The 22932-nt window shown below is 52.9% G+C and carries 21 protein-coding genes; 13 read left to right on the forward strand and 8 right to left on the reverse strand.

Annotated features, from left to right (window positions below):
• Positions 1 to 17: 17 nt before the first annotated feature.
• On the reverse strand, positions 18 to 1160 hold the full coding sequence (locus ABDW36_RS12315; protein WP_343702202.1) for an acyl-CoA dehydrogenase: 1143 nt from the start codon (positions 1158 to 1160) through the stop codon (positions 18 to 20).
• A 195-nt stretch (positions 1161 to 1355) separates the two neighbouring features.
• On the opposite strand from ABDW36_RS12315, the gene ABDW36_RS12320 reads away from it, so the two are divergent.
• The 3 genes from ABDW36_RS12320 (at position 1356) to ABDW36_RS12330 (ending at position 5082) form a co-directional block, all read left to right on the forward strand.
• Entirely contained in the window at positions 1356 to 2027 is a 672-nt protein-coding gene (locus tag ABDW36_RS12320) for a YggS family pyridoxal phosphate-dependent enzyme (RefSeq protein WP_343702203.1), read from the forward strand.
• Between the two features lies 1 nt (position 2028).
• Positions 2029 to 3261 carry a TlpA disulfide reductase family protein gene (locus tag ABDW36_RS12325; protein WP_343702204.1) on the forward strand — a complete coding sequence of 411 codons (1233 nt, stop codon included), beginning with the start codon at positions 2029 to 2031 and terminating at the stop codon, positions 3259 to 3261.
• A 579-nt stretch (positions 3262 to 3840) separates the two neighbouring features.
• Positions 3841 to 5082, forward strand: coding sequence for a serine hydrolase domain-containing protein (locus tag ABDW36_RS12330; RefSeq protein ID WP_343702205.1), 1242 nt, complete (start codon positions 3841 to 3843; stop codon positions 5080 to 5082).
• Positions 5083 to 5184: 102 nt separating this feature from the next.
• On the opposite strand, the gene dcd is transcribed toward ABDW36_RS12330, so the two are convergent.
• On the reverse strand, positions 5185 to 5721 hold the full coding sequence (gene dcd / locus ABDW36_RS12335; RefSeq protein WP_343702206.1) for a dCTP deaminase: 537 nt from the start codon (positions 5719 to 5721) through the stop codon (positions 5185 to 5187).
• A 67-nt stretch (positions 5722 to 5788) separates the two neighbouring features.
• Between dcd and ABDW36_RS12340 the strand changes: the two genes are divergently transcribed.
• The 9 genes from ABDW36_RS12340 to ABDW36_RS12380 all read left to right on the forward strand — a co-directional run bounded on the left by ABDW36_RS12340 (position 5789) and on the right by ABDW36_RS12380 (position 15402).
• A complete protein-coding gene (locus tag ABDW36_RS12340) occupies positions 5789 to 6418 on the forward strand; it encodes a 4'-phosphopantetheinyl transferase superfamily protein (RefSeq protein WP_343702207.1) in 630 nt (209 codons plus the stop codon).
• Between the two features lie 44 nt (positions 6419 to 6462).
• Positions 6463 to 6693 carry a hypothetical protein gene (locus ABDW36_RS12345; RefSeq protein WP_343702208.1) on the forward strand — a complete coding sequence of 77 codons (231 nt, stop codon included), beginning with the start codon at positions 6463 to 6465 and terminating at the stop codon, positions 6691 to 6693.
• Positions 6687 to 6992: a type II toxin-antitoxin system RelE/ParE family toxin gene (locus ABDW36_RS12350; protein WP_343702209.1), complete on the forward strand. Its 306-nt coding sequence runs from the start codon at positions 6687 to 6689 to the stop codon at positions 6990 to 6992. Before ABDW36_RS12345 ends, ABDW36_RS12350 begins: the two co-directional genes overlap by 7 nt.
• 71 nt (positions 6993 to 7063) lie before the next feature.
• A complete protein-coding gene (locus ABDW36_RS12355) occupies positions 7064 to 7570 on the forward strand; it encodes a shikimate kinase (RefSeq protein ID WP_343702210.1) in 507 nt (168 codons plus the stop codon).
• A complete protein-coding gene (locus tag ABDW36_RS12360; RefSeq protein ID WP_343702211.1) occupies positions 7563 to 7949 on the forward strand; it encodes a DUF423 domain-containing protein in 387 nt (128 codons plus the stop codon). The genes ABDW36_RS12355 and ABDW36_RS12360 overlap by 8 nt, the downstream gene beginning before the upstream one ends.
• A gap of 87 nt (positions 7950 to 8036) precedes the next feature.
• Positions 8037 to 10634 carry a DNA translocase FtsK 4TM domain-containing protein gene (locus tag ABDW36_RS12365; protein WP_343702212.1) on the forward strand — a complete coding sequence of 866 codons (2598 nt, stop codon included), beginning with the start codon at positions 8037 to 8039 and terminating at the stop codon, positions 10632 to 10634.
• 131 nt (positions 10635 to 10765) lie between these two features.
• Positions 10766 to 11440, forward strand: a complete 675-nt coding sequence (locus ABDW36_RS12370) for an outer membrane lipoprotein carrier protein LolA (protein WP_343702213.1) — start codon at positions 10766 to 10768, stop codon at positions 11438 to 11440.
• A 167-nt stretch (positions 11441 to 11607) separates the two neighbouring features.
• The gene (gene lpdA, locus ABDW36_RS12375) at positions 11608 to 13014 is read left to right on the forward strand and encodes a dihydrolipoyl dehydrogenase (RefSeq protein ID WP_343702214.1); all 1407 of its coding nucleotides are present in this window, start codon (positions 11608 to 11610) and stop codon (positions 13012 to 13014) included.
• Between the two features lie 207 nt (positions 13015 to 13221).
• The gene (locus ABDW36_RS12380; protein ID WP_343702215.1) at positions 13222 to 15402 is read left to right on the forward strand and encodes a S46 family peptidase; all 2181 of its coding nucleotides are present in this window, start codon (positions 13222 to 13224) and stop codon (positions 15400 to 15402) included.
• Positions 15403 to 15455: 53 nt separating this feature from the next.
• On the opposite strand, the gene ABDW36_RS12385 is transcribed toward ABDW36_RS12380, so the two are convergent.
• Together ABDW36_RS12385 and ABDW36_RS12390 are read right to left on the reverse strand one after the other, a co-directional pair.
• A complete protein-coding gene (locus tag ABDW36_RS12385; protein ID WP_343702216.1) occupies positions 15456 to 16352 on the reverse strand; it encodes a class I SAM-dependent methyltransferase in 897 nt (298 codons plus the stop codon).
• A gap of 36 nt (positions 16353 to 16388) precedes the next feature.
• On the reverse strand, positions 16389 to 17942 hold the full coding sequence (locus ABDW36_RS12390; RefSeq protein WP_343702217.1) for a methylmalonyl-CoA mutase family protein: 1554 nt from the start codon (positions 17940 to 17942) through the stop codon (positions 16389 to 16391).
• A gap of 54 nt (positions 17943 to 17996) precedes the next feature.
• Between ABDW36_RS12390 and ABDW36_RS12395 the strand changes: the two genes are divergently transcribed.
• Entirely contained in the window at positions 17997 to 18899 is a 903-nt protein-coding gene (locus ABDW36_RS12395; protein ID WP_343702218.1) for a M23 family metallopeptidase, read from the forward strand.
• Here the strand turns inward: ABDW36_RS12395 and ABDW36_RS12400 are convergent.
• The 4 genes from ABDW36_RS12400 to ABDW36_RS12415 all read right to left on the reverse strand — a co-directional run bounded on the left by ABDW36_RS12400 (position 18896) and on the right by ABDW36_RS12415 (position 22928).
• Entirely contained in the window at positions 18896 to 19444 is a 549-nt protein-coding gene (locus ABDW36_RS12400; protein ID WP_343702219.1) for a hypothetical protein, read from the reverse strand. The two genes, ABDW36_RS12395 and ABDW36_RS12400, sit on opposite strands and share 4 nt — an antisense overlap.
• A 263-nt stretch (positions 19445 to 19707) precedes the next feature.
• Positions 19708 to 19905 carry a hypothetical protein gene (locus ABDW36_RS12405; RefSeq protein ID WP_343702220.1) on the reverse strand — a complete coding sequence of 66 codons (198 nt, stop codon included), beginning with the start codon at positions 19903 to 19905 and terminating at the stop codon, positions 19708 to 19710.
• Between the two features lie 82 nt (positions 19906 to 19987).
• Positions 19988 to 21415 carry an L-serine ammonia-lyase gene (locus ABDW36_RS12410; protein WP_343702221.1) on the reverse strand — a complete coding sequence of 476 codons (1428 nt, stop codon included), beginning with the start codon at positions 21413 to 21415 and terminating at the stop codon, positions 19988 to 19990.
• A 118-nt stretch (positions 21416 to 21533) separates the two neighbouring features.
• Positions 21534 to 22928, reverse strand: a complete 1395-nt coding sequence (locus ABDW36_RS12415) for a SusD/RagB family nutrient-binding outer membrane lipoprotein (RefSeq protein WP_343702222.1) — start codon at positions 22926 to 22928, stop codon at positions 21534 to 21536.
• Positions 22929 to 22932 lie beyond the last annotated feature (4 nt).

A 22932-nucleotide genomic window follows, 5' to 3' on the forward strand; every position in this document is an offset into this window, starting at 1 on the left:
TTTGGCGGGCTTTGTCTTTACTGGCCCAGTATGCTGCGGCCAATCACGATGCGCTGCACTTCGGAGGTGCCTTCGTATATCTGTGTGATCTTGGCATCACGCATCAGCCTTTCCACGTGGTATTCTTTCACATACCCGTAGCCGCCATGTACCTGTACGGCCTCTGTGGCTACCCACATGGCGGTCTCTGATGCAAACACCTTGGCCATGGAACCGCTCAGCGTATAGTCAAGATGGTTATCTTTCTCCCATGCCGCGCGCAGGCAGAGCAGCCGCGCCGCTTCTATGCGGGTGGCCATGTCTGCCAGCTTGAACTGGATGGCCTGGTGCTGGCTGATCTCCTTGCCAAAGGCTTTGCGCTCCTTCGAATATTTCAGGGCCAGCTCATACGCGCCGCTGGCTATGCCCAGGGCCTGTGAGGCAATGCCGATGCGGCCGCCGCCCAGGGTTTTCATGGCAAACTTGAAACCGAAACCGTCTTCCCCGATGCGGTTTTCCTTCGGCACCTTCACGTCCTGGAACATCACGCTGTGCGTATCGCTGCCGCGGATGCCCAGCTTGTTTTCCTTGGCGCCGATGGTGATGCCCGGCGTGTTCTTTTCTACAATGAGGGCGTTGATGCCCTTGCTGCCCAGTTCAGGATGGGTTTGCACCATGACCAGGTACACGCTGGCGGAGTTGCCGTTGGTGATCCAGTTCTTGGTGCCGTTCACCAGGTAATGGTCTCCCTTGTCTTCCCCGATGGTGCGTTGCGAAGTGGCGTCAGAACCGGCTTCCGGCTCACTGAGCAGGAAAGCCCCGATGATCTCGCCCTTGGCCAGGGGCACCAGGTATTTCTGCTTCTGTTCTTCCGTGCCGAAAGTTTCCAGTCCCCAGCATACCAGGGAGTTGTTCACGCTCATCACTACGGAAGCAGAGGCGTCTATTTTCGAGATCTCCTCCATGGCCAGTACATATGAAATAGTGTCCAGTCCGGAACCTCCGTATTTCGGATCTACCATCATGCCTAAAAAGCCCAGTTCGCCCAGTTTTTTAACCTGCTCCGCGGGGAATTTCTGCTGTTCGTCACGCTCAATAACGCCCGGCAACAGTTCATTCACCGCAAAATCCCGTGCAGCTTTTTGGATCATAAGGTGTTCTTCCGTTAACTGAAAATGCATATGTATATGGTTTTAAAAAAGATTGTTGGTGTGTACAAACCTATTTTAAAAAGAGGATGTAAAAAAATAATTTGACATCATCAAGCATTTTGCACGTATTCTTGAATAATTTGCACGAATGTGGCACCTAATATGTGTTAATTCACAAAGCAGGACTGCTCAGAAATGGTAAAAGTCTATTAATTTTGTAGGATTATGGCAGTGAATTTAACGAACTACCGGCAGGTGCTGGCCAACATAGGACCGTACCACGCCCGGCTGGTAGCTGTATCAAAAACCAAACCGGTGGAAGATATACAGGCGCTGTACGATGCAGGCCAGCGCATCTTCGGGGAAAACTATGTGCAGGAGCTGGCAGACAAGGCCGGCCGGCTGCCGCAAGACATTCAGTGGCATTTCATTGGCCACCTGCAAAGCAACAAGGTAAAATATATTGCCCCCTTTGTGAGCATGATACATGGTGTAGACAGCGGCAAGCTGCTGCAGGAGATCAACAAGCAGGCCGCCCGCAACAACCGGGTGATCAGCTGCCTGCTGCAGTTGTTCATTGCCACGGAAGAGACCAAGTTCGGTCTCAGCGAAGCGGAGGTGCATGAAGTGCTGGAACAGGCCAAAGCATTGCCCCATGTGCGCATTGCAGGTTTGATGGGCATGGCGAGTAATACGGACGATGAGGAACGTATACGGCAGGAGTTCCGCGGCCTGAAAGCATTGCACAACGAGGTGCGCGCCCGTTACTTTAGCGGGGAAGAAAGTTTTAATGAACTATCTACCGGGATGAGCGGTGATTATAAAATAGCGCTGGAAGAAGGCAGTACGCTGGTGCGTATAGGCAGCCTGCTTTTTGGCGCAAGAAACTATGCATAAAATGAGAAGACTGTTATTTTTTGGTGCGGCCCTGGCCCTGGCGGCCTGCGGCGCACAACAACCGAAACACCTGGCCGAAGGCCCCTGGCAGGGCCAGCTGCTGCGCGAAGACGGCGGCAAGATCGTATTCAATTTTGAAGTGCAGGACAGCGCCGGTAAAAAAACGATTTACATCCTCAACGCCGGGGAACGGATGCTGGTAGACGATGTGCGGCAGGAGGGCGACTCCGTTTTCATCCGCATGCCTTTCTATGATTCCGAATTCCGTACCGCCCTGCAGGCAGACGGCAGCCTGGAAGGCCGCTGGATCAGGCACCTGGCAGATAAAGACCAGAGCATTACCTTCAAAGGCCTGCCGGGCATTGCTGAACGTTTTCCCGCCACCGAGCCGCCGAAGTTCAACATCACCGGCCGCTGGCCCACTTGCTTCCGGTATCCCGGCAGGGAAGACAGCAGCATGGCCATTGGCGAGTTTGTACAGGAAGGCAGCAACGTACGCGGTACCTATCTCACCACCACCGGAGATTACCGCTACCTGCAAGGCGTAGTAAGCGGAGACACCCTGAAAGTATCTACCTTCGATGGTTCCTTTGCCTACGTGTTCACCGCCAAAATAGAGAACGACTCTACGCTCGGCAATGGCAAGTTTTTGCAGGGCATCACCAACAAGGCAACCTTTACCGCCAGGAAAGACAGCAGCGCCCGCTTGCAGGACGCTACCACCATTGCCACTGTAAAAGCGCCTGACACGAAGCTGGATTTCACCTTCCCTGATCTTAACGGGCAAAAGGTATCCATCAACGATGAACGTTTCAAGAACAAGGCCGTGGTAATACAGATCTCCGGTTCCTGGTGCCCGAATTGTATGGATGAGACGAAGTACCTGAGCGAGTGGTACAAGCAGAATAAAGACCGTGGCGCCGAGATCATCATGCTCAGCTACGAGCGCACTACTGACTTTGAAAAATCGAAGAAGGCGCTGGCCAGCTTTGTAGACCGGTTCAACGTAACATACCCTGTGCTCATTACCGGCGTAACGCCCGCAGACCCGCAGAAGGCGGAGAAAACATTGCCGCAGCTGACGGCTATCAAAGGTTTTCCTACTACTATTTACCTGGACAGGCAGGGAATTGTGCGGAAGGTGCATACAGGGTTCAACGGCCCTGGCACCGGGGAGCATTATGAGGAATATAAAAGAGAGTTTAACGGGTTGATGGATGAGTTGTTGAAGTAGGGAGATGTGTTGATCAATGTTATTGAAAGCGGCGGATGCGGTGAATCGCATCCGCCGCTTTTTTAGCGGTTGCAGTATTTTTTTCTGCATTGTTCCGAAAAAGTTCTGTTTTATGAAACCATTTGCTATGGCTGGTTTTAGCTGTGAAGTGACAAGCGCGGTCTCATTGTGCATGCAGGGTGATCACAAATAGGAAAGCGTTGATTTTTTTTGTCCGAATAATGAACTAATTTGAATCGGTGCAGCAGGATCATTTCTTCTGAAACATACTGCATGGATTCACGCGGAAAGTGGGCTGAGTAAAAAACAGTCCATTGTATGTGTATGAAGAAGTGCACAAAAAAACCATCCAGGTTTAAAGTTTTCCTGGATGGTCTTGCTCGCGTAGTAAGTTTGGTTAAAAAACTCAAGGACCTTTTTGATTCGTTTCATTAAGGCCCCGGCCTGGAGTCTCGTACACTCCGGGCCCTTTTGTAAAAGTAAGGTTTATTTTGAATAAAGCGGGAGTGAGGGGAGGCTGGGAAACTTTTCATTGCAGGTATTATGATTTGTGCCTCGTGACCTGTAATTTTCATACCTATGAAAAAAATTCCACTGTATCTACTAGTCCTTACGTCTTCCGCCGCCCTTGCCCAGCAGCAGCTCAAACCCGCTGCCAATGTTGGTGCCGCCGGCTTTTCCCCGGAGCGCCTGTCGCGCATAGACAGTTTTTTTAACGCGGCCGTTAAAAACGGGTATGCCCCCAATGCCGTCACCTTCATTGCCCGCAACGGGCAGATAGTGCACCACAAAGCTTTCGGTTTCAGCAACATTGAGCAGCGTACCCCTGCCCGCACAGACAATATTTTCAGGATTGCCTCACAAACCAAGTTGGTAACCACTATTGCCCTGATGATGTTGTACGAAGAAGGCCGCCTGTTCCTGGAAGACCCGGTGGAGAAATACCTGCCGGAGTTCAAAGGCATACAGGTATTGGTTGACCCGGCCAAAAGCAAAACGGAAACGCGGCCTCCCAAAACGGCGCTTACCATCCGCCACCTGCTTTCACATTCTGCCGGCATCCCTTATCAGCACCCTGCAGACACCACCGGCCTGGAAGGGCTGGCCTCCCTGGAAGGCCTTACTACGGAGGAACTGGTGAAAAAAGTAGCCAAACGCCCGTTGTTGCACGACCCGGGCGCCCAGTTCACTTACGGTTTCAACACAGACGTGGTGGGCCGCATTGTAGAGGTGATCTCCGGCAAACGGCTGGACGAGTTTTTCCGCGAGCGCATCTTTACGCCCCTGGGCATGCACGATACCTATTTCTACCTGCCCGCTGCCAAAGCCGGCCGGCTGGTGGAATTATACGCCAAACCTAAAATGGAGAGTCCGATCACCCTCAGCACGAATGAAGCTATCCGCCGCTTCCCCGTGGCGGGCAAACAAACCCTTTTCCTGGGCGGAGCCGGACTTGTAAGCACGGCGGCAGATTATGCGAAGATCTGCCAGTTAGTGCTTAACGGCGGGGAGTTCAACAACGTACGCCTGTTGTCACGCAAAACGGTAGACCTGATGGCGCGCAACCAGATAGGAGAGGCCAACGTGTGGGACCGGCAAGACAAGTTCGGGCTGGGCCTCCAGATCATCACTGCCGGCAGCCGTTATGGAGGCCAGGCCACACCCGGTTCCCTGACCTGGGGAGGGGCGTATTGTTCAGAATACACGATAGACCCGGCTGAAAAGCTGATTATGCTGGTATTTACGAATGTAACGCCGTACGCCTGGTATGGGGAGTTTGTGCGGAAGTTCAGGATATTGACGTACGGGGCGCTGAAGTAATGTCCGCGTCTTTATGCCCGCCATAAAAAACAACAGGGCCGGCCGTTATATTCCGGCCAGCCCTGCTGTTTGTATCGTAAGCGCATAACCGCGCCTGTATCATTAAAACTCGTTCTTCCACATCATGCTCTCCACGGGCCGCACCGTTCTGCCGTTGTATTTGGCGTTTCCTTTCTTGTTGTAGAAGGTCTCGATATCTCCTTCCACCGCAAAATAGATCAGCTGGCCAATGGGCATGCCGGCGTAGATCTTCACCGGCTGGGCGCAGGATATTTCCAGCGTCCAGGTATTGCAGAACCCAACGTCTCCCTTACCCGCCGTGGCATGAATGTCTATGCCCAGGCGCCCGGTGCTCGACTTGCCCTCCAGGAAAGGCACATGGGCGTGCGTTTCCGTATATTCCAGCGTTACGCCCAGGTACAGGGTATTAGGCTGCAGCACATATCCTTCTTCCGGTATCTCAAAGTGCACTATCTCGTTGTGTTTGCGCGCGTCCAGCACCCGGTCCGCATAAGTGGCCAGGTATTTGCCCAGGTGCACGTCGTACGAGTTGGTACCCAGGTATTTGCGGTCATAAGGGCTGATCACGATAGTGCCCTTTTCAATTTCCTCGAGTATCCGTTTATCAGACAGGATCATGATGTGTTCGTTTAGGTTAGGCCAGTTGGGTATTTCCCGTTAAATTCGCGTTTAATGCGGCGAATTTATGGCATTAATACGTACAATTCAAATAGATCAGGATACGAAACTGGGAGTGTGGAAAATTGGTGAAGAAGAAGCCTTTTTCAGGAAAACCGTAGCCATAGAGCCGGAGGTGCACCACCCTCACAAACGCCTCCAGCATTTCGCGGGCCGCTACCTGCTGGTGCAGCTCTTCCCGGAGCTGCCGGTGAACGAGATCCGCATCATGGACAGCCGCAAGCCCTACATCCCCGGCAACCCTTATTACTTTTCCATTTCCCATTGCGGAGACTTTGCCGCCGCCATTGTCAGCAAACGGGAGCACGTAGGCATAGACATCGAGATGGTACAGCCCAAAATAGGCAGGGTGGCCCACAAGTTCCTGGCCCTGCGGGAGGCGCAGTTCATTGCAAAAGAGCACAAGCTCCGCCACCAGACCGTTTGCTGGTCTGCCAAGGAGGCCGTATATAAATGGTATGGCCTCGGCGGACTGGATTTCCGGGCCAATATGCAGCTGCAGGCCTTCCCCTACGGCCATACCGGCTTCATCACCTGCGATTTCCTGAAAGACGACCGCATGGCCTGCCTGGACCTGCAGTACATGTTTGACGGGGACCTTTGCCTGGTGTGGGTGGCGGGGGAGAGGAGAGGGTAAGGCAGTTTGACGGGAAAACCTTAAATTTGTATAAAATGAATGTTATGGGTAAAGCCCTTGATCAGGAAATGTATGAACACTTCTCACGGCTGGACGATACGCAGAAAAAAAGCGTGATCCAGTTGCTGAAGAGTTTTCTGAAAGGCCAGAAAACTGCTGCCGGCCGTCATTCCCTGCAAGACTATAACCAGGAACTGGACGATGCCATGGCGCGAGCCACCAACGGCGGGTTTACCACATTGGAGGAGCTGGAAAAGGAGATGCGTGCATGGTGAAAGGGCCGTTGAAGGTAGTTATTGAAAACACGGCCCGGCAAAGTCTGCTGGAAGCATACCATTATATCCGGAAAGATTCCCCCAAAAATGCTGAAAAAGTAAAGGCAAAACTCCTGGCCTCCATGCAGGCCCTTTCGAAAAACCCGGAAATGCACCCTCCGGACAAGTATCGCCAAAACAATGACGGAGCCTACCGCGCTTACGAAATTTACAAATACCGCATCACTTACCATGTTTCAGACAGCCAGATCACCATTCTCCGGGTCAGGCATACTAAAATGAATCCCCGCTCGTATTAATTTTTCCCATTTTCCCCTCTCATTTCGTACTTTTAATAAATTTAGCTTTAACATCAATAAACTGTTATATATTGAAAATATTCTTACTCGGTTTTATGGGAGCCGGTAAATCCTATTGGGGCAAACAGCTGGCAACGCATTGGAACCTGCCGTATTTCGATCTGGACGAAGTGATAGCCGAACTGGAAGACATGCCGGTGGCGGATATCTTCAACACCAAAGGAGAAGACTATTTCCGCAGCAAGGAAGCCGAAACACTGCGCGCGCTGGCAGACGCCCATGAGTCTTTCCTGATCTCCTGCGGCGGCGGTACGCCCTGCTTTTCGGATACGATGGATTTTATGAACAACGCCGGCATCACGGTGTGGCTCAATCCCTCCATTCCGGTAATGGTAGAGCGTTTGCAGCGGAAGCAGTACAAGCGCCCTCTCATCCAGGACCTTGGTACGGAGGAGCTGATAGCCTTTACAGAAAAGAAACTGGCGGAGCGGAAGCCGTTTTATGAGCAAAGTCAGGTGATCATCAGTGAAGATGAAATAACTTTGGACACTTTTGACAAACTGATCAGCCATGCATAAATCATTTCTCGTATGGGCGGCACTGTTAGGCGCCCTGGCCGTTATACTGGGCGCTTTTGGGGCACATAAGCTGAAAGAACTGGTGCCCCCGGAAACCGTGAGCACTTTCCAGACCGGGGTTACTTACCAGTTTTACCACGTATTTGCCCTGCTGGCCGTGGGCATCCTGTATGCGCATATTCCAGCGCCGCAGCTGGTATGGGCCGGGCGGTTCTTCCTGTTCGGCATTTTGCTGTTTTCCGGCTCGCTGTACGTGCTGACCCTGCTGAAAGCCACGGAAACCGTGGGCCTGCGCGGCATCGGCGCCATTACGCCCGTTGGCGGCCTGCTGTTCATTGCCGGCTGGATAAGCCTGCTATTGGGCATCCTGAAAAAGTAAAGGCCGCTCCCGCCCCGGGAGAAACAGCCGGCGCCGCGAAATAATTTTCCGCGATTGCCCCGGCAATAGTTAATTTTGATTTCGATTATGGCTGGTAACAAACTGAAATCAGAAAAGAAAGAACCTAAAAAGAAAAAGGAACAACAACCTAATCCGGATGTACTGAAGCCCGACAAGGAAGCGGAGGTAAAAGTGAAGGAACTGGTGAGGGACGAGCGCACCCATAAGGTGCTGGGGGCCTTTTTCATCCTGCTTTCCCTTTACTGTTTTATTGCCTTTACATCTTACCTGTTCACCTGGCAGGAAGACCAGGATAAAGTGTTCCGCTACTCCTCCAAAGTGCTGTTCATGCACGAAATTGAGGTAGACAACCTGCTGGGCCGCCTGGGGGCTTACACTTCCCACTGGTTCTTTTACAAAGGTTTCGGGCTGGCCTCTTACCTGTTCTGTTATTTCTTCTTCATCATCGGTATCAATTTCATTGTAGGCCGCCGCGTGTTCCGCTTCTGGCGCAATGTAAAATACATCCTCTTTGGCCTGCTGTTCATCAGCATGAGCCTGTCTTTCCTCACCGGCCAATCAGATTTCCCCTGGGGCGGCGCGCTGGGCAATGCTATGGACAAATGGACGGGCGGCTTCCTGGGTAAAACAGGGGAGGGCCTGCTGCTGTTGCTGGCAGGGCTGGCCTGGGCCATCTGGAAATTCAACGTGGATTTCAAATGGCCGGAGAAAAAACCGAAAAAGGTAAAAACGCCGCTCCCTGCTACGGAAGAGGAAAATGAGACGGAAGATGAAGAGGAGGAAATGATGGCCCCGGCCGCTGCGGCCGCCCTTAACCGCTACAACAGCGCGGAGGGCGGTGTAACAGTGATCCCGGTCATGGAAGAGGAAGCGTTTGACGCGGGCCTGCAGCTGATTGAGAAAGAAGACACCACGCCCAACGTGGCCTACATTCCCCCGCAGCCGCCCCCCATGGTGAAAATACCGGAGCCCGAACCTGAGCCTGAACCAGAGCCAACTCCCATGCCGGAACCTGAACCGGAACCGGTGCGGGAAGTAACGCCGCCGAAAAAGAGCACCGCCGCCACCGAAGTGGCCTTTGAAATAAAACCGGTGTACGAAGACCCGGCCGAAGACGAAATTGAAGAAACGGAGATAGTGCGGGAACCTGTGCTGGCAGATCCTTACGAGCCTACGCTAGACCTGCGGGACTATAAATACCCGGCGCTTGACCTGCTGGAAAACCACGGCTCTGATAAAATTGTGCAAGACGCGTCAGAGCTGGAAAAGAACAAGAACCAGATCATAGACACGCTGAAGAACTACGATATCACCATCCAGAAGATCAGCGCTACGGTAGGCCCTACGGTGACGCTCTATGAGATAGTGCCGTCTGCCGGGGTGCGCATTTCCCGCATCAAGAACCTGGAAGATGACATTGCCCTCAGCCTCTCCGCGCTGGGCATCCGCATTATTGCCCCCATTCCCGGCAGGGGTACCATCGGTATCGAGGTGCCCAACGTGAAAAAGACCATCGTGTCCCTGCGTAACATACTGGCATCAGACAAGTTCCAGCACAGCACCATGGACCTGCCGATTGCCATCGGTAAAAAGATAGATAACGAGAACTTCATTGTAGACCTGGCCAAAATGCCGCACCTGCTGATGGCAGGGGCCACCGGCCAGGGTAAGTCCGTAGGTATCAACACCCTGCTGGTATCTTTACTCTACAAGAAGCACCCCTCGCAATTGAAGTTTGTACTGGTAGACCCCAAAAAGGTAGAGCTGTCCCTGTACAAGCTGATAGAGAAACACTTCCTGGCCAAGCTGCCGGGAGAGGAGGACGCTATCATCACAGACACTAAAAAGGTGGTGCATACCCTCAATGCGCTGTGTATTGAAATGGACCTGCGGTACGACCTGCTGAAGGAAGCCGGTACCCGCAACATCCGGGAGTACAATGGCAAGTTCACCCAGCGCCGCCTCAACCCGCAGAAAGGGCACCGCTACCTGCCGTTCATTGTGCTGGTGGTAGACGAGTTTGCAGACCTGATCATGACGGCCGGCAAGGAAGTGGAAATGCCCATTGCCCGCCTGGCCCAACTGGCCCGTGCGGTAGGCATACACCTTATTATTGCCACGCAGCGCCCTTCCGTAAACATCATTACCGGTACCATCAAGGCCAATTTCCCGGCGCGTATTGCGTTTAAAGTATCTTCTAAAATAGACTCCCGCACCATTCTTGATACCGGCGGAGCAGAACAGCTGATCGGCCAGGGTGATATGCTCATTTCCTACAACGGTGAAGTGGTGCGCCTGCAGTGCGCCTTTGTAGACACGCCTGAAGTGGAAGGTGTTGCCGAGTTCATAGGCGGGCAGCGGGGCTACCCGGATGCCTTCCTGCTGCCGGAATACATCGATGAAAAAGACATGGAAGGAAAGGATTTCAGCCTGACCGACCGCGACCCGCTGTTTGAGGAAGCCGCCCGTGTAATTGTACAGAACCAGCAAGGCTCCACCTCACTGCTCCAGAGAAGGATGAAGCTGGGCTACAACCGCGCCGGCAGGCTGATGGACCAGCTGGAGGCCGCAGGCATTGTAGGCCCCAATATGGGCAGCAAGGCCAGGGACGTGATGGTGAAAACGGAAGCAGACCTGGAGGAAATTCTTAACAGTATGTTATAATTTTGCGCGCGTTTAAGACAAACATTGCACCTTTTGTAATAAATGACGAATTTTGCAAATCTTTAACAGGGCGGGTTAAACGGCCCGGCACAACATTTGTCTAAATACCTGTAACTGTAACACTAAAAATTATGATGATGAAGAAAACGGTATGGATGGGTTTGATCTTGTGTGGACTGGCATTCAGCGCAACGGCTCAAAGCCGCGGCTCCCTGGGGCAGAGTGATCCCAAAGCCAAGGCAGTACTGGATAACGTTAGCAAAAAGTTTAAATCCCTCAAATCTGTCATAGCCAATTTTATTCTGAAAATAGAAGGCGCCAACAACAGCCTGACAGACTCCAAGAAAGGGGCTGTATACCTGAAAGGGGCCAAGTATAAGGTGGTAATGGGAGACCAGGAAATTATCAGCGATAATAAAACCTCCTGGACGTACGCCAAAGATGTGAACGAAGTGACCATCAACAACGTAGACCAGAGCGGCAACGCCATGACGCCCGCCAAGATATTCACCAACTTCTACGATAAAGACTTTCTCTACCGCCTCAACGGTGAAACCACCGAAAAAGGCAAGGTGCTGCAGAACATTGAGCTGACGCCTACAGACAAGTCGAAAACCTTCTTCAAGGTGCTGGTAGACGTAGATAAAAAAAGCCAGACGCTGGCCCGTATGAAGGTGTTTGAAAAGAACGGCAACCGCTACACTTACGAGATCAGCAGCTTTACGCCCAATGGCGCCGTAACGGACGATATGTTCACCTTTGACGCCAAAAAATATCCCGGTGTGGAAGTGGTAGATTTACGATAACTACATATTCATCAAGCATAAAAGGAGATGGCCAAACCGGTCATCTCCTTTTTTTTAACTTTTAACTGGGTAAAAATCAACCCTATACGCAGCATTCTTTTTACTTTTTACGTTTTGCTTCTTACTTTTATTACATTTGCCAAGTTTTATTCTAAAAATCAAGCAATATGGCATACGACGTAATCGTAATTGGTAGTGGCCCCGGTGGATACGTGGCGGCTATCCGGGCTTCTCAACTGGGATTTAAAACAGCTATAGTAGAAAGAGAGAGTTTGGGCGGTATCTGTTTGAACTGGGGCTGTATCCCGACCAAGGCATTGTTAAAATCAGCACAGGTAATGGAATACATACAGCATTCCAAAGATTACGGTGTAACGGTGGGTGATGCCAAAGCAGATTTTCCCGCAGTGATCAAACGTAGCCGCGGCGCTGCTGATAAAATGAGCAAGGGCGTTCAGTTCCTCATGAAGAAGAACAAGATAGACGTGATCCTGGGCAATGGCAAGCTGAAAGCCAAAGACCAGGTGGAAGTGACCGATAAAGACGGGAAAACGGCCGTACATGAGGCTAAACATATCATTCTGGCCACCGGCGCCCGCTCCCGCGAGTTGCCCAACCTGAAGATAGACGGCAAGAACGTAATAGGCTACCGTGAGGCCATGAACCTGCCCACCCAGCCCAAAAGCATGATAGTGGTAGGCTCCGGCGCCATCGGCGTTGAATTTGCCTATTTCTACGCTACCATGGGCACCAAGGTCACCATCGTAGAGTTCATGCCGCGCATTGTGCCCGTTGAAGATGAAGACATCTCCAAAGAGCTGGAAAAGATCTACAAGAAGAAAGGCATTGAAGTAATGACCAACGCCAGCGTGGAAGCGGTAGAAGCTGCCAAGAACGGCGTGAAGGCGAAAGTGAAGACAGCATCCGGTGAAGTAGTGCTGGAAGCAGACGTGGTACTGAGCGCTGTAGGCATTGCTGCCAACATCGAAAACATTGGCCTGGAAACCCTGGGCGTGAAAACAGATAAAGGCAAGGTACTGGTAGACAAGTTCTACGCCACCAACGTAGCCGGCGTTTACGCCATTGGTGACATTGTTCCCGGCCAGGCCCTGGCGCACGTAGCTTCCAAAGAAGCCATTGTTTGCGTGGAAGCCATTGCTTACAACGAAAAGAAATTCAATCACAAACCCACCCCCATCGACTACAACAATGTTCCCGGCTGTACCTACTGCTCACCGGAAGTTGCGTCTGTTGGTTACACCGAGAAGCAGGCCAAAGAAGCCGGTTACGAAGTGAAAGTGGGCAAGTTCCCCTTCTCCGCTTCCGGCAAGGCCGTGGGCGCAGGAGCTACGGAAGGTTTCGTGAAAGTGATCTTCGACGCCAAGTACGGAGAATGGCTGGGCACCCACATGATCGGCATGAACGTGACCGAAGCCATTGTACAGACCGTAACGGCCCGTACGTTGGAAACCACCTACCTGGAAGTGCTCAACAGCATTCACCCGCACCCGACCATGAGCGAAGCGGTGAAAGATGCTATTGAAGTGGCTTACGGGGAAGCGATACATCTGTAAGAACTTAATGGACAATTTTGAAAAAGGGCTGCTTGAGAAAGCGGCCCTTTTTGTTGGCTGAACTGTCCGGAATTTCCGGATAATTCAGTTATTCGAATTTTTCGAATAACCGGTCACCCGCTAAAAAGCGATGCAGCCTCTTTTCATTGCCAACCCCTCCAAATTCGCTAAATTGCCCCTTTCTAGTCACCAAAGCATAACTTACTTATGAGGAAGTATTTTTTGATGGCAGTGCTGCTGGCCGGCCACCTGTCCGTGTACGCTACGGAAGGGATGTGGCTGCCGCAACTGCTCACCAAACTGAACGAAAAGGAAATGAAGGGCATGGGCATGAAGATCAGTGCCGCAGACATCTACAACCTGAACAAAGGCAGCCTGAAAGATGCCATTGTGAGCTTCGGCGGTTTCTGCACCGGGGAGATCATTTCTTCACAAGGCCTGCTGCTTACCAACCACCACTGCGGATACTCCGCCATTCAAAGCCATTCTTCGGTACAAAATAACTACCTCGACAATGGTTTCTGGGCCCGCAATAAAGCGGAAGAGCTGCCCAACGCCGGCCTCACCGCCACTTTTATTGTACGCATAGAAGATGTGACGGTAGAAGCCCTGCAGGGCGTAGCGGGCAACCTCAGTGAAAGCGCCCGGCAGAGCGCTATTGACAAAAACCTGAACAACATCAAGGCATCCGCTAAAAAAGAAAGTTACCAGGATGTGCTGATCAAACCTTTCTTTGAAGGCAACCAGTATTTCCTGTTCATCACCGAAACGTATAAAGACGTACGCCTGGTAGGCGCACCGCCTTCCTCCATCGGCAAATTCGGCGCGGATACCGATAACTGGGTGTGGCCCCGCCATACCGGCGACTTCTCCATTTTCAGGATATACGCCGGTAAAGACAACCTGCCCGCGGAATATTCCAAAGACAATGTGCCGCTGAAACCCAAACATTTCCTCCCCATCTCGCTGGACGGGGTAGCGGAGAACGACTTCACCATGGTGTTCGGCTTTCCCGGTCGTACCAACGAGTACCTGCCCTCTGAAGCCGTAAAGCTGACCGTGGAAGGGCAAGATCCTGCCCGCGTGCAAATGCGTGACGCGGCGCTGAAAGTGATAGACGGGTTTATGCGGAAAGACGAACAGATCAAGATCCAATACGCCGCCAAGTTTGCCAGCACGGCCAATGCCTGGAAAAAATGGATAGGGGAGATGCAGGGCGTGAAACAAACCAACGGCATACAGCGCAAGCTGGATTTTGAAAAACGTTTCCAGCAGCTGGCGCAAGCCCATCCCCAATACCGCGGCTTGCTGGATTCCCTGAACAATCTGTACAAAGCGCAGGGGCCGTACGCCATCAGCCGTGATTATTACAGCGAGCTGGTCCGCAATGTAGAGATGCTCACTTTTGCCAACAATGTCATTTCTGCCCTGCAGGAAACCCGCCTGAAAGGGGAGGCGCATTGGGAAACGGCGCGCGCGCAATTGCTGGACAAACTGAAAACGCAGTATAAAAACTATAACAACGATGTAGACCGGGAAGTAGCCGTTGCGCTGCTGGATATCTTCTTTAAGGAAGTGCCTTCCAATCGCATCGGCGGGGAAGCTTACCAGATCTGGATGGAAACCAATAAAGACGGTCGCACAACGGCCAACAAAATGTACAGCCAGAGCGCGCTTACGTCTTACGACAAACTGGCCGCCTTCCTCAACCAGCCCTTCCGCAAAGTGTCTGAAGCCGTATGGAAAGACCCCGCTACCCGTCTGGCCATTGGCCTGCGGAACGGGTATACGGATTTCATCAACAAACCTTACGATGAACTGCAGCCGGAGATCAACCGCCTGCAGCGCCGCTATATGCAGGCGCAAATGGACCTGGTGAAAGACAAACGTTTTTACCCGGATGCCAACAGCACGCTGCGCCTCACCTATGGCAAGGTAAACGGCTACCGGCCCCGTGATGCGGTAGAGTATGATTTTGTGACTACGTTAGACGGCGTGATGGAAAAATACAAGCCGGGAGATTACGAATTTGACGTACCTGAAAAGCTGCGGGATCTGTACGCCCGCAAAGACTATGGCCCGTACGGGGTAGCGGGCAAAATGCCGGTATGTTTTATTGCCTCCAACCATACTACGGGCGGTAACTCCGGCAGTCCCGCGCTGGATGCGTACGGCAACCTCATCGGTCTCAACTTTGACCGCACCTGGGAGGGCACCATGAGCGATATTAATTATGATGCGTCCATTTGCCGGAACATCATGGTAGACATCCGGTACGTGCTCTTCATTGTAGACAAATTTGCCGGGGCCAAACACCTGGTAGATGAAATGAAACTGGTGCGGCCGAAGAAGGTGAAGGCGCCCACGGTGAAGAAGAAAGCAGCCTGATGAATGTATGCATAACAAAAGAGCGTGCCCGTTTTCCGGGCACGCTCTTTTGTTTATGATAATTTGCATTCATACACAATAGAACTACACTTGTCTACATGCCGCCAGGCTTTCCAGTAGGAGCGCAGTCCCCTGAAGCCACCTGCCAGCAGGCCGCTTTTGCCGGTTTTATATTTTTCGCTTAGCAGGCTTACATAAAAGGCATCGAACACCATGGGGTGTTTGGCCACGATGTTGAAGCGGTGTTGCTGCATCAGCATGTCCATAGCCACGGGTGAGAAGTGATAGAGGTGGCGGGGTACGTCATACGCTGCCCAGTGGCTGTCGTAGATACGGGCATCTGTAGATTTGTAGTTGGGAACGGCCACCAGGAGGGCGCCGCCGGGTTTGAGCAGGGTATGTATCTGGTCAAGGTAGCCGTGGAGGTCATGCACATGCTCCAGTACGTGCCACATGGTGATACAGTCGTATTGACCAGGTGCCAGCTGGAAGAGGTCTTCTATGGAGCGGCTTTCTATTTTGTGGTGTTTGAGCGCGTTCTCGCGGGCGGTGGCATCCGGCTCAAGGCCGGTTACGTCCCAGCCCAGCTGTTTCATGTGGGCCAGGAAGGCGCCGGTACCGCTGCCAATGTCCAGCAGCTTGCCGGTTTTAACGCCTGCGGCTGTTTTTACCCAGTTCTGCTTGGAGCGCATGGTGATCTTGCGCACGCTGTGATACAGGCGGTTGATGAGGCCCTCACGGGTTTCTGAGTGGGAAATATATTCGGCAGACTGGTAGTAGCGGCCTATGTCATTCAGCGCAGGCACATCCTGGGTGAAGCGGCCGGTGCAGGTGGCGCACTCCCAGATGTCAAAAGTTTCCTGTGATACGGTATGGTCTTTCGCCGTCAGTTTTTTGCTGATCTTTTCAGATCCGCAAAGCGGGCATTGCTGGTAATGAATCGAACTCATGTTGTAGTTAAAGCTGTTGCAAGATAAGCATCCATTTTAAATACCATTGTACTCTCCCCATACTTTGCGCAGTGTATCCGCAATTTCTCCCAGGGTGCAATAACATTCCACGGCTTCCACCACCAGGGGCATCAGGTTGGCGGAAGTGCCGGCGGCGGCTTCCAGGGCGGCCAGGGCGGCGGCTGCTTTTTCGGCGTTGCGGCGGCTGCGGAGCGCCTGCAGTTTTTCGGCCTGCAGCTTGCGGATGCTGTCGTCTATCCTGAACACGTCTGCATGCGCTTCTTCTTCCACCACAAACTTGTTGACGCCTACAATCACCTTTTCGCCGGTTTCTATTTCCTGCTGGTAGCGGTAGGCGCTGCGGGCTATTTCGTCCTGTATGAAACCCTGTTCCACTGCGGCTACGGAGCCGCCCATGGCGTCTATTTTTTCGATCAGCTCCCAGGCTTTGGCCTCTACTTCGCGGGTGAGGGCTTCAACATAGTAGGAGCCGCCCAGCGGGTCTACCGTATCGGCAATGCCGCTCTCGTAGCCAATGATCTGCTGGGTGCGCAGGGCAATGCGGGCGGCGGCTTCTGTGGGCAGGGAAATGGCTTCGTCAAAGCCGTTGGTGTGCAGGCTTTGCGTACCGCCCAGGGTGGCGGCCAGCGTTTGTACGGCCACGCGTACAATATTGTTGTGCGGCTGCTGCGCCGTGAGGGTGCTGCCGCCTGTTTGGGTGTGGAAGCGCAGCATCTGGGCCTTGGGGTCTGTAGCGCCCAGGCTTTTGGTGATGTGCGCCCACATATTGCGGGCCGCGCGGAACTTGGCCACTTCCTCAAAAAGATGGTTGTGGGCGTTGAAGAAAAAGCTCAGCCGTTTGGCAAACACGTTGATGTCAAGCCCTTTTTCCATCGCCGCTTTCAGGTAGGCCTTGCCGTTAGCGAGCGTAAAGGCCAGCTCCTGTACGGCGTTGGCGCCCGCTTCGCGGATGTGGTAGCCGCTGATGGAAATGGTGTTCCATTTAGGCACCTCACGGCTGCAATAATCGAAAATGTCTGTGATGAGCCGCATGGAAGGTTGGGGAGGATAAATAAAAGTGCCCCGTGCGGCGTATTCTTTCAGGATGTCGTTCTGGATGGTGCCGGAGATCTTTTTCAGGTCTGCCCCCTGGTTTTTGGCCAGCGCAATGTAAAGGGCCAGCAGGATATAGGCGGTGGCGTTAATGGTCATGGAGGTGGATACCTTCTCCAGGTCTATGCCGGAAAAGAGCACTTCCATGTCTTCCAGGGAGTCTATGGCCACGCCCACCTTGCCTACTTCGCCTTCTGCCATGGGGTGGTCTGAATCATACCCGATCTGCGTGGGCAGGTCAAAGGCCACGCTCAAGCCCATTACGCCCTGGCTGAGCAGGTAATGGTACCGTTTGTTGGATGCTTCTGCCGTGCTGAAGCCGGCGTACTGCCGCATGGTCCACAGCTTGTCACGGTACATGGAGGCATGGATGCCCCGCGTGAAGGGGAAGCTGCCCGGCACTTCTTCCATCGGTACGGGGTTGGCATACAAAGGCTGTATCTCAATACCCGAATCAGTCCTGATCTTCTTTTCCATATTCACAATGTTACTTTAAAAACGATAAATTGTGATAAATTTTGTTGCCTGGTTATGATTACGTACCTGTTGCTGCTGCTGACGATTGGCATTGGACTATGGAGCATATACCTGTTTTTTCGCGCCACGCGCAAACCCATGCCGGACGCGCTGCTTACCGCTGCGCTGTCTGCAGCCATGGCCCTGTTCATTTACCTTTACGGCACCTGGGTATTCCTGACCATTTACGCCAAATATGTTTTCGGCTGCGCGTACCTGCTGCTGGCGCTGCTCTTCCTGCTGCGGCGTAAAACCACCGGCCGCAACCGCGGTATTGCGGTGAAGCTGTTCTTTACCCTTTTACTGGCCCTTGGCTGCGTGCTGTACTTTACGGGCACTACCGGCCGGCCGGACACCGTTGAGCTCGATTTTCCGCTTAAAAAGGGGCGTTATTTCGTTTTACAGGGCGGGAAGGGACTGCCCACCAACCTGTTCCATTTCAGCCTCCGGGGCGCTATTTATGCTATGGACATTGTGAAGCTGGACCCCCTGGGCCGCCGCGCCAACAAGATATTCTCCCGCCGGCTGGAAGATTATGCCATTTTCGGGGATACTATTTACAGCCCCTGTGACGGTATTGTAACGCGGGCCTACGGCGGGAACCCCGACAATATTCCCCCCAATATGGACCGCGGCCCCAAAAACACTAACCTGGTGCTGATAGAAACGCCGGACTATTACGTGTTCATGGGCCATCTCAAAAACGGGAGCGTGTTTGTGCAGGAAGGGGATACGGTAAAAACAGGTTTCCCGCTGGGCAGGGTGGGCAATTCCGGCTTCAGCTCCGAGCCGCACCTGCACATACAGGTGCATGCCAAAGAAGCGGGGAAGGCCTGGTACGCTTCCACACCGCTGTACATTCACTTTAACGGGAAGGGCTACCTGCTGAACGAAATGATCCGGAAAAAAGACCTTTAGGCAGAGGCCTGCCGCATCAGCTGCCTGGCCGCTGCATTGATGATCTCCGCGGCAATGTCAGAAGGAGATTCTTTCTGGTGCATGAAAAGTTCCAGTATCTGTTTGTTCAGCTCAATTGAAGGCGCGTCTGGCGGCAGTTTAAGTGCTATCTGGTTAATGATGGAAATGGTCTGTTCCTTCACTGTTTTCACGGCTTCCCAGGCTTCGGGCGCTACATAGATCTGCTGGGAAACATTATGGTCAAACTCTGATTTAATGCTGGATACCATGCCTATCTGCATGTCAAGCACGGAAAAACCAGGCTGGTTCACGCGGCTGATCAGGCTTTGCGGGCTGATCCTTTCTACAAACAACACCAGCCGCTCATAGGCCTGCAGCTGCAGCGGCAACACCACGTCCTGCTGCGGGCGCTTTCCTGGCTCTGCAGCGGGTTTGTCCCCACCCGTTTTGCCGGGTTTCTTCAGCGTATCTTTCAGCGTCCAGATAACGAGCACTACGGCGCCTGCAATGATCAGTATAAACAACAATTCCTGGCTGGAGGGCATAATTCAGTGTGGTTTAGAAGTACAAATATAATAGTATTTTTATATTTGTAACGGTTGTTGTGGAAATTTTGTTGACAGGAGGGGGAGAGCCGGGGAAGGCGGCTCTGTGATCGAGAAAGTTTGTACTAGTTGTTTCAGATGGCGCTGGCGCTGTAAAGCTAGTCTGAGAGAAATAGCAGGAACAAAAAGCAGGCTCAGCATAAAAGCCCCGATAGCTAAATTCATAACAGGTTAACATTTATTTAAACAATGGAGGTAAGCGATTAATCGAACTCAGGTGCAGGAGATCTGACAACTGATATCCGCAACGCAGGGCGGCTGGCAGTAGCTGGAACATCTACTATTATTTCCTGCCGCATTGCAACCGCATCAGGATTGTTCAGGATGGCCGTAACCACGGCATCCAAAGCCAGATCGTCTTTCATGAGTTGTTTTCCGCGTTCGCTGATTGCAGGTCTCATAAGTGGTTGGTTTTAATACCACTCAAATTACCCCAAATCCATTTTTCCGCCAAAAGATTTTCCCACACTCAACCTGCAAAAATCAGCACTCCGGTAAACTGATAGGAATGTTCACGGCCAGTCCTCCATCGGAGGTTTCCTTGTATTTGGAGTTCATGTCAAGCGCTGTGTCCCACATGGTTTTTACCACTGCGTCCAATGATACTTTGGCCAGCTCGGGGTTGCTTTGCAAGGCCAGTTGTGAGGCGGTGATGGCTTTAATGGCGCCCATGGTGTTCCTTTCAATGCAGGGCACCTGCACCAGCCCGCCAATAGGATCGCAGGTGAGGCCGAGGTGATGTTCCATGGCTATTTCAGCAGCCATCAGCACCTGCCTTTGCGAGCCGCCCAGGCATTCCGTAAGCGCTGCCGCGGCCATGGCGGAAGACACGCCTATTTCAGCCTGGCAGCCGCCCATGGCCGCGGAGATGGTTGCGCGTTTTTTGAAGATGCTGCCTATTTCGGAAGCGGTGAGTATGAACTGTAATATCTTTTCCGGCTGCAGGCCGTTGCAGAAGGTGATGTAGTACTGCAACACGGCGGGTATCACGCCTGCGGCGCCATTGGTGGGCGCGGTTACCACGCGGCCAAAGGAGGCGTTCTCTTCGTTCACGGCCAGGGCAAAGCAGCTCACCCAGTCCAGCGTATAGGAAAAATGGCTGCCGCCGGCGCGAATGACTTCTACCCACGAGTTATAATCTGTGTACGTTCTTCCCTGCAATAATTTTTTGTTGAGCGCAGCGGCCCTGCGGCCTACCTTGAGGCCACCGGGCAGTTCTCCGGTGGTGCGGCAACCGCGGTAAATGCATTCCTGCATCACCTGCCATATCTTCATCACGCCTTCCCGCGTTTCCGCTTCACTTCTCCATGCATGCTCGTTTTCCATTACCAGTTCGGAAATGGAGTATCCTGTTTTCATGCACCATTGCAGCAATTGCCGCGCGGTGTCAATGGGGAAGGGAAGGTCTACGCCGGCGCCACCGCCGCCGGTCTCGCCTTCTTTCACCACAAAGCCGCCGCCAATAGAGTAATAGGTGGCCGCCAGCTGATCGCCATCTGCCAGCGTTACCAGGAAAGTGAGGGCGTTGGGATGGAAGGGGAGAGACTCTTCAAAGAGGAACTCAATATCCTCCACCGGGTCAAAAGTAACCGTATGTGTGCCGTTCAGCAGCAAGGTGCGGTAGCGGCGGATATGATCTATTTTGGAATGGATCTGGCTGACATCAAAAGTAACGGGGTCATCTCCGGAAAGGCCCAGCTGTACGGCAATGTCTGTACCGTGGCCATGGCCCGTTTTGGCCAGCGAGCCGTACAACAGCACCTTTACCTGCAGCACCTGCGCCAGCTTGCCGGCGGCCTGCAATTCATTGCAAAAGCGCATGGCGGCGCGCCAGGGGCCAAGGGTGTGGGAGCTGGAGGGGCCTACGCCTATCTTGAAAATGTCAAATACAGAAATGCATTCGTTTGGCACAATTGATACAGTTTAATTTTCAAAGGTAAGCGTTCCTCGGCAGATGCAAAAAACAAGGGCCGGCGCAAAGGCCGGCCCAGGTATAAGGAAGGGTGTTTCAATAATCGGGCTTTGACGGTTAAGGTTTGTCCCACCATAATTTGCCGTACAGCCCGTCTCCCGCGCCGCCGAACTGCCGGGTTACGGCTTCGTTGTAATTGTCGCGGTTGTTGAATACTTCGTCTGACGGGTAGCCCTGGCGGGTGGGGATATCTTTGCCCTGGGGTTTGTGGAGTGCGGGGAAGCCGGTTCTTCTCCACTCCGCCCAGGCCTCATAGCCGTGCATAAAAAGGTGCACCCAGCGCTGGGTGGCAATCTGCTCCATGCCGCTGGCGGGCACATAGGCAATGCCGGGTTTGGCAATGAAAGCGGCGTAGGTGGTGGAGTCTCCCGTCCACTGATAAATGGATTCCCTGACAGCGGCCTTGTAGTTGGCTTCTGCTTCGGCCTCGCCGCCGCTGGTCCAGCCGCGTTTGGCGGCTTCTGCTTTGGCAAAGAGCGCCTGCGCGTAGGTAACCAGGTACACCTTGGCGTCTTGCCGGCGTATTTCGGCGCCCAGCAGGGAGAAGGCGGTGGTGCTCAGCCCGTCCAGCTTGCCGAATTCCAGCCCTACGTAGTTGCCGTCTGAATTTTTATCGCCGTATACGGGCAGGCGCGGGTCATCTACGGGTTTCATTTTATCTACCAGGGTAAGGCTCAGGGCCCACCATTTGCGGTTCTGGTCCGTCACCTGGTCGTACCAGTAACTTTCATTGGCCTGTTCTGCCAGGTGCTGGAAGGTGAGGTTGTCTGCCGTGCTGGTCATGATGCCGGCGGCCAGGGCGGCGTTAAATTCTGTTTTGGCCTTTTCGGGCGCCACTTCGGAGAGGCGGAGCGCCATCAGCAGGCGGATGGTGTTGCCCAGCTTTTTCCATTTGGTGATGTTGCCTTTGTAAATGATGTCGTTGCTGATGTTACCGGCCACTATCATGTCATTAGCCGCAGCCAGCTCGGTAAACAGGCCGTTGTAGATCTGCTCCTGCGTGTCATACGCAGGTGTGAAATCATTCTTTCCCTGCAGCGCGGCGGAGTAGGGCACATCTCCCCAGCGGTCTGTAATATGCCAGAAATAATAGGCCTTCAGAATTTTGGCCACGGCCTGCTGGTTGGCGCCGGGCCCTTCTGCGGGATTGTACACTTTTGCGCGCAGCACAGAGTCAAGGTTCATGAGCGGGCCCTGGTAAATGCCGTAAAAGCTGGCGCTCACCTGGTTGAAGAGTGACAGGTTGGGGTATTGCGTTTCAGACAGGTACTGCCCGAAATATATCCCCTGCGGTGATTCTGCCAATACCGGCAGGTACAATTGCGAGTTGGCTATCAGTTGTGTGTTGGAGGCCTGCGAGGGCAGGTTCGGGTTCACGTTCAGATCACCGAATTTATTACAGGCCCCAAGTACCATACAAGCTGCTGCTATTATTATTGAGGATCTTTTCATGGCA

The organism is Chitinophaga sp. (assembly GCF_039596455.1).
Classification (GTDB): Bacteria; Bacteroidota; Bacteroidia; order Chitinophagales; family Chitinophagaceae; genus Chitinophaga.

Excerpts from the sequence above, each read along its gene's own strand:
- dcd (WP_343702206.1), bottom strand. The coding sequence starts at position 5,721 with ATGATCCTGTCTGATAAACGGATACTCGAGGAAATTGAAAAGGGCACT.
- ABDW36_RS12370 (WP_343702213.1), top strand. The coding sequence starts at position 10,766 with ATGATGATGAAGAAAACGGTATGGATGGGTTTGATCTTGTGTGGACTG.
- ABDW36_RS12415 (WP_343702222.1), bottom strand. The coding sequence starts at position 22,928 with ATGAAAAGATCCTCAATAATAATAGCAGCAGCTTGTATGGTACTTGGG.
- ABDW36_RS12320 (WP_343702203.1), top strand. The coding sequence starts at position 1,356 with ATGGCAGTGAATTTAACGAACTACCGGCAGGTGCTGGCCAACATAGGA.
- ABDW36_RS12400 (WP_343702219.1), bottom strand. The coding sequence starts at position 19,444 with ATGCCCTCCAGCCAGGAATTGTTGTTTATACTGATCATTGCAGGCGCC.
- ABDW36_RS12350 (WP_343702209.1), top strand. The coding sequence starts at position 6,687 with ATGGTGAAAGGGCCGTTGAAGGTAGTTATTGAAAACACGGCCCGGCAA.
- ABDW36_RS12345 (WP_343702208.1), top strand. The coding sequence starts at position 6,463 with ATGGGTAAAGCCCTTGATCAGGAAATGTATGAACACTTCTCACGGCTG.
- ABDW36_RS12340 (WP_343702207.1), top strand. The coding sequence starts at position 5,789 with ATGGCATTAATACGTACAATTCAAATAGATCAGGATACGAAACTGGGA.
- ABDW36_RS12365 (WP_343702212.1), top strand. The coding sequence starts at position 8,037 with ATGGCTGGTAACAAACTGAAATCAGAAAAGAAAGAACCTAAAAAGAAA.
- ABDW36_RS12385 (WP_343702216.1), bottom strand. The coding sequence starts at position 16,352 with ATGAGTTCGATTCATTACCAGCAATGCCCGCTTTGCGGATCTGAAAAG.
- ABDW36_RS12360 (WP_343702211.1), top strand. The coding sequence starts at position 7,563 with ATGCATAAATCATTTCTCGTATGGGCGGCACTGTTAGGCGCCCTGGCC.
- ABDW36_RS12325 (WP_343702204.1), top strand. The coding sequence starts at position 2,029 with ATGAGAAGACTGTTATTTTTTGGTGCGGCCCTGGCCCTGGCGGCCTGC.
- ABDW36_RS12395 (WP_343702218.1), top strand. The coding sequence starts at position 17,997 with ATGATTACGTACCTGTTGCTGCTGCTGACGATTGGCATTGGACTATGG.
- ABDW36_RS12405 (WP_343702220.1), bottom strand. The coding sequence starts at position 19,905 with ATGAGACCTGCAATCAGCGAACGCGGAAAACAACTCATGAAAGACGAT.
- lpdA (WP_343702214.1), top strand. The coding sequence starts at position 11,608 with ATGGCATACGACGTAATCGTAATTGGTAGTGGCCCCGGTGGATACGTG.
- ABDW36_RS12315 (WP_343702202.1), bottom strand. The coding sequence starts at position 1,160 with ATGCATTTTCAGTTAACGGAAGAACACCTTATGATCCAAAAAGCTGCA.
- ABDW36_RS12330 (WP_343702205.1), top strand. The coding sequence starts at position 3,841 with ATGAAAAAAATTCCACTGTATCTACTAGTCCTTACGTCTTCCGCCGCC.
- ABDW36_RS12380 (WP_343702215.1), top strand. The coding sequence starts at position 13,222 with ATGAGGAAGTATTTTTTGATGGCAGTGCTGCTGGCCGGCCACCTGTCC.
- ABDW36_RS12390 (WP_343702217.1), bottom strand. The coding sequence starts at position 17,942 with ATGGAAAAGAAGATCAGGACTGATTCGGGTATTGAGATACAGCCTTTG.